The organism is Gordonia jacobaea (genome assembly GCF_001186365.1).
In the GTDB taxonomy this organism is placed as follows: Bacteria; Actinomycetota; Actinomycetes; order Mycobacteriales; family Mycobacteriaceae; genus Gordonia; species Gordonia jacobaea.
In genome coordinates, this window is the sequence record NZ_LDTZ01000034.1 from 1 (window position 1) to 5,131 (window position 5,131).

Here is a 5,131-nt window from a genome sequence, read left to right on the forward strand (position 1 = left end):
TGGGAGTCACCCTCAGACAGCGATTCTGAGATCGACCTCGACACCGACGTGGCTGTCCCCCTCCCCGATAGCGACGGCAACTACAACGAGCAGGAACTCGACGACTACTACAGCCGGGCCTCAGGAACTACCACCGACGATGTCGATGCATAAAGATATCGCAGTTCGTTCGCACCCTTCCAAAAGAAAGAGGAACACCCAGACACAGAAAACCGTACACGGCCCGATATCACTGAATATAGCACTGGAAACACAATGTCCAACTCGCAAAAGAAATTGTCCCCCGAACCCGATCTAAGGGTTGCCAGCTTGGTTCTCAAGGAGGGATTCAAGGCACTCGCCACGCACCCTCCGACACGGCCGGAACAACTAACCACGCCCCAGCTCAAGGCACTCAGCACCAGCGCACGCAGCGACTACAATCTGCGACGCCGTGCATACCACGCAAACTACGGACCAATCAAAACCCCCATGCTGATCAACGCGAACGAAACCATCGACATGGTGTACGAATGCGGTGTAGACAAGCGGGGAGACAAAGTGCGTGACTCCGTCATCATCAGTGCGTCACCAGGACTCGGTAAGACCACCATGGTCGTCGATTACGCCCAAAGAATCTTCAATGCCCAGCGGGCTGAACTTGGTGATTACCTTCCGTCCACCGATGCAGAACACATTCCAGTCGTGTATATCTCCATCCCATCGAACCCCAGCCCAAAGGCGATCGACGAAGCCATCTGCCGATTCTTCGGGGCACCCTTATCCGGCAACGAAGCGACGCTGCTCGCACGCGCACAGGACCACGTCCTATCGTGTGCAACCGTACTAGTCGTCGTCGATGAAGTGCAGTTCATCGACGCAACCACCCCGAGTGGACGGCGCAGCATCAACCATTTGAAGTCGCTCACCAACCACCTTCCGGCGACCTTCATCTTCGTCGGGACTGGCTTATTCGATGCCAAAGACCCCTACAACGAGGAACGCTCACACAACCTCGTGACACAGATGTCACGGCGCTGGACACCCATAGGATTCAGGGGATTCGGACTTAAAAACGAGGAACAACAACAGCAGTGGCATGACACGCTGCTCACAGTGGAGCGTGACCTGCTGCTAGTACACAAGCACCCCGGCATGCTCGCCGTCAATCTTGCTGAATACTTGTTCGCCAGGTCGAGTGGCCATATCAACTCGCTGATGTCACTAATCGCCCGTGGATCCCGTAAAGCCATTGCTACAGGGCAAGAATGCCTCACCCAGGATCTCCTCGACACAATCGCCATCGACGCCGAGGCTGAACGGCAACGCAAGGGCTATCTGGCGGAGATCGAATCCGGGGCAATCGGATCCAAGCACCTGAAATCGCGCGCTCGCGGCTCGAAAAAGGCGACGGTGGCATCATGATGACCACCCGGACGCTTGCCGTTCGCATCCCTGCCGTGCCGGGGGAGAGTATCGAATCGTGGACCGATGCCTACGCGAGCCGGTTCAACGTGCCTCGGAGCGTATTCCGCTATCTCAACTACGGTCTCCGGACCAGACATGGTCTAATCCAGCTGCCCGCCACCCCCGGTGGGCTTCAACCCCTTGCCGACGCCACCGAGACATCACTCGAAGACCTCCTCACGATGACCGAATACGCGTTCCCCACAGTGGACGCGAGCGCAGGGGCGTTTGCCCGACGCGAGGCCGACCAGCGGGGGTGGACTCTAAGAAACATCTTCCGTCTGCGTCCAGCGTCTCGATTCTGTCCGCACTGCCTCTCTGAGAACGGTGGACGATGGCTTCTCCGCTGGCGCATCGGCTGGGAGCTCGTATGTCCTCGTCATCAGTGTCTATTGGTCGATCTCTGTCAACGCTGCGGCACGAGCCCCGCCCTTCATCGGATGGCCACTGACATCCCCGTGTTGCAAGAGTGTGGCGCTCACATGCTAGACAACTCTGCCGACCCCGCCTGCACGTTCCCTCTGGGTCAGACCCTCACGGCCGGGCTTTCCGACGATGACCCTGCTCTCATCGCACAACGCACGGTCAGCAAAACCGTCAGCACCGCGATGTCCATCCCACGAGATGGAGTTACGGCGGACTCCGATACCGCCATACTCGACGCCGTCTCGTTTCTCGCTGACGCAAGGGTTTTGGCGATTCGCCTCAAGCGCGATGCGGACTGGAGTAAAGCAGCCAATGAACACTCCTCCCATTTCACTGGCCTGCTTGAGAACCTCACAGCAACCGACGTCGATCGCGGGTCGCTACTCGACGTCGCAGCTACCGCCACATCCGTCAGCATCCTCTCCGCCGACAATGCGACCGCCGCCGAGATGCTGCGCCTGCTGCTTCCAAGCTTCGGAACCGTCCTCTCACGAACAAGCGGGTACCGATACACAGCGCGCACCAACAAAGGTGGCCGCTTAGAGTCGATCTTCTGTGGTGCTAGCCAGGCGAATGACATAAACGCGCCAAAGCAGACATGGCGTCGTCCCCAGACATCGGGAGAACTCACCAGCCCACAGCACGCTGCAGTGTCCTCAATCCCGCAACGCATGTGGCCAACCTGGGCGGTTCGGCTCCTCATCCCCGGTCTCAACGAAGACTACGGGGCTGTCGGTCTCTCGCTGGCAACGGTCATCGCTGTCACGGGAAAACCGGTTGCTGATTGCGCAACGCTCCTCGGCATCGATGAAGACCCACGCCACATCGGTTCGGTCTGGCACAGAGCAGGAAGCGCGCGACTCCCACGGTCAGTCCTATCAGCCATCACACGACTCGGCGACTACCTCGTCGACCATCCAGGCAAGATCGACTACGACCGCCGTCGTCAACTGGACTACTCACAGCTCCTGCCCGAGGACAAATGGCGTCAGATCGCTACCGAACACGGCGTAGATATGGGGCGCCACGAACTGGCACGCGATTTTCTCTACCGGCGAGTCACACTGAACTACCAGCGAACACGGGGAGTCGCGGCATCCGATCGACGCACGCGCGAGGTACCTCGACTCCTTGCATTGCTCAGCCCGCAGATCGTCGAGGCGCTTGACCACCAGGCGAGTGTGTTCCTCAACAGCCTCGGAATTGACGAACCAGTGTGCGCAGAACCACCGATCGATCTGATCGCCGACCTAGACCTACCGGGGCCACCTGTGCCCCTACCACGGGACGACATCACGAACCTACTGCGCGCAGATAACCTATCGGTACGCGATGCGGCACGCGCCCTCGCGATCTCCCCTGCCGCACTGCGCATATACCTGAACGATCAACCTATCCAACGATCAACGAGACGCCGCATTCGAAGAAGTAAGTCGTCTGGTCAGCGTCCCGAAGCACCCCCGTCTGACAGCCGCAGCAGTGACGCGGCAGTGCATTCGAACACGGCGCCAGACGCACGCCGAGCGACGCTACCGTCGCGCGACACACTCTACGACGCGTACGTCACCCGGCGGCAGACCGTCCGCGAGATAAGCCGCGATCTCGACCTGAGCGAACACAAGGTGCGTATCCTTCTCCGTGAAAACGGAATTGAGGTCCGTGGACGGAAGACAGTTTCGGTCGACACCGCGCAGATCGTCGACCTCTACGTGACGCAGAACCAGCCGTCGACCGAAATCGCACGCCAGCTCGGTGTGTCGAGGACCACGATCACCAACCGCCTTCGCGAAGCTGGCATCACGATTCGCACTGGCGGCACGCAAGAAGGGGCGTCGGTTGTGTCCTTGCCCATCGAAGAAATCAAACATCTCTATGTCGATGAGCTCATGACTCTTGAACAGTTGAGCGTTCGGTACGGTGTGTGCAGACCCACGATTGCTCGCCGCCTCAAGGATAGCGGCGTCGTCATTTTTCGAGGCCGTCGAGTGGTGGATTACACCGCAACGCGCAGGGTCGAAGTGTCTACCCCAGTTGACGACGCAGTACCGCCTGCCGCGATTTCACCTGACGCGATCAAATCACTCTACGTCGACCGGAAACTAACGCTCCGCGCAACCGCCAAACGTTTTGGCATTAGTGAGTCTAGGCTTTGCGAAATAATGCGCGAGCAAGGCATCGCTATCCGTACTCCATCACGTCGCCCTCCTGGGGCCGGACGCGTTCGGCTACTGCCGATTGAAGAACTACGAGATCGCTACCTCAACAAGCATCAATCGATTGCCGATATTGCTGCTGCACTCGACGCCGCCCCCTCCACGGTCGGTAAGAGGATGCGCGCTGCAGGAATCATTCCCGCAGCTGCTCCCGAATCAAAAAAGAAATTAGTGCCCGGTGAGCTACTCAGGAAAAGGTACGAAGAAGAGGGGTGCCTAGTCAAAGACATTGCACACGAGTTCGGTGTTTCAAACGCGTGTATATACGAATGTTTGCATCGTGAAGGCATCCCCCTCCGCCGACCTCGAGGGAAATCGGTATGATGAAACTGCTGGTCACGGGATAGAGTCAGTCTTTGAGTGCTGACATGCAGTGGCCGGCGACCATATCGAGCAGCCGCGCCGGACCCGCCCCGTCAACGATCGGGGTCAGGGCGTCGAGCAAGTTCACGAAGCTCGTGACCCTTGCCCGCGAACGTCTATCACCCGAACAAACGCTTCGCTGGTGGTTGCATGGTGATGCTAGTGGCGAGACCTGGAACTGGTCAGATGGTCGGCGACGTCTGTGTCGGGATCGGCGACGACAGCGACATGGATCCCGACTTGGTATGCGAGGGTAACGAGAGCGTCGAGGCTGAACTTCGAGATGCGGCCGTTCATGAGTTCAGAGACTCGCGGTTGGGGGATGTCGAGGTTGGCGGCGGCAACGGTCTGCGACCAGCCGAATGTGACGATACGTTCGCGCAGTGCACGCATCAAAGCTGCTCGGACGCGCATGTTCTCAGCTTCGGCAGGGGTGTCCATGATGTCATCCCATACGCTCACTGGTCCTCCTTTATGCGATGCTGGGCAATGGGTGCGAGCTTGTGAGTGACGCTTCGCTCCGGATCCAACTTTGTGTCGAGCGGTCGTCTGTGTCTTTTTGGGTTATATCGTCGCTAGCGCGTATTCGAGACCTTCCGGCGACGTGAGACAAGTCATCGTGTATCGGCTCGAACAGATTCAGTTCGGCTCCAAGTCTACGACTGGCATGCCATGCCAAGTCA

Annotated in this window: 3 protein-coding genes; 2 read left to right on the plus strand and 1 reads right to left on the minus strand. The window is 58.7% G+C overall.

Annotated features, from left to right (window positions below):
• Positions 1 to 255 precede the first annotated feature (255 nt).
• Together ABW18_RS22050 and ABW18_RS22055 are read left to right on the plus strand one after the other, a co-directional pair.
• Positions 256 to 1,404, plus strand: a complete 1,149-nt coding sequence (locus ABW18_RS22050) for an ATP-binding protein (RefSeq protein WP_005180180.1) — start codon at positions 256 to 258, stop codon at positions 1,402 to 1,404.
• Entirely contained in the window at positions 1,404 to 4,409 is a 3,006-nt protein-coding gene (locus tag ABW18_RS22055; protein WP_235434495.1) for a TniQ family protein, read from the plus strand. Before ABW18_RS22050 ends, ABW18_RS22055 begins: the two co-directional genes overlap by 1 nt.
• Before the next feature lie 198 nt (positions 4,410 to 4,607).
• Here the strand turns inward: ABW18_RS22055 and ABW18_RS22060 are convergent, their stop codons facing one another.
• A complete protein-coding gene (locus ABW18_RS22060) occupies positions 4,608 to 4,910 on the minus strand; it encodes a helix-turn-helix domain-containing protein (RefSeq protein ID WP_005180184.1) in 303 nt (100 codons plus the stop codon).
• Positions 4,911 to 5,131: the final 221 nt, after the last annotated feature.

Excerpts from the sequence above, each read along its gene's own strand:
- ABW18_RS22050 (WP_005180180.1), top strand. The coding sequence starts at position 256 with ATGTCCAACTCGCAAAAGAAATTGTCCCCCGAACCCGATCTAAGGGTT.
- ABW18_RS22055 (WP_235434495.1), top strand. The coding sequence starts at position 1,404 with ATGACCACCCGGACGCTTGCCGTTCGCATCCCTGCCGTGCCGGGGGAG.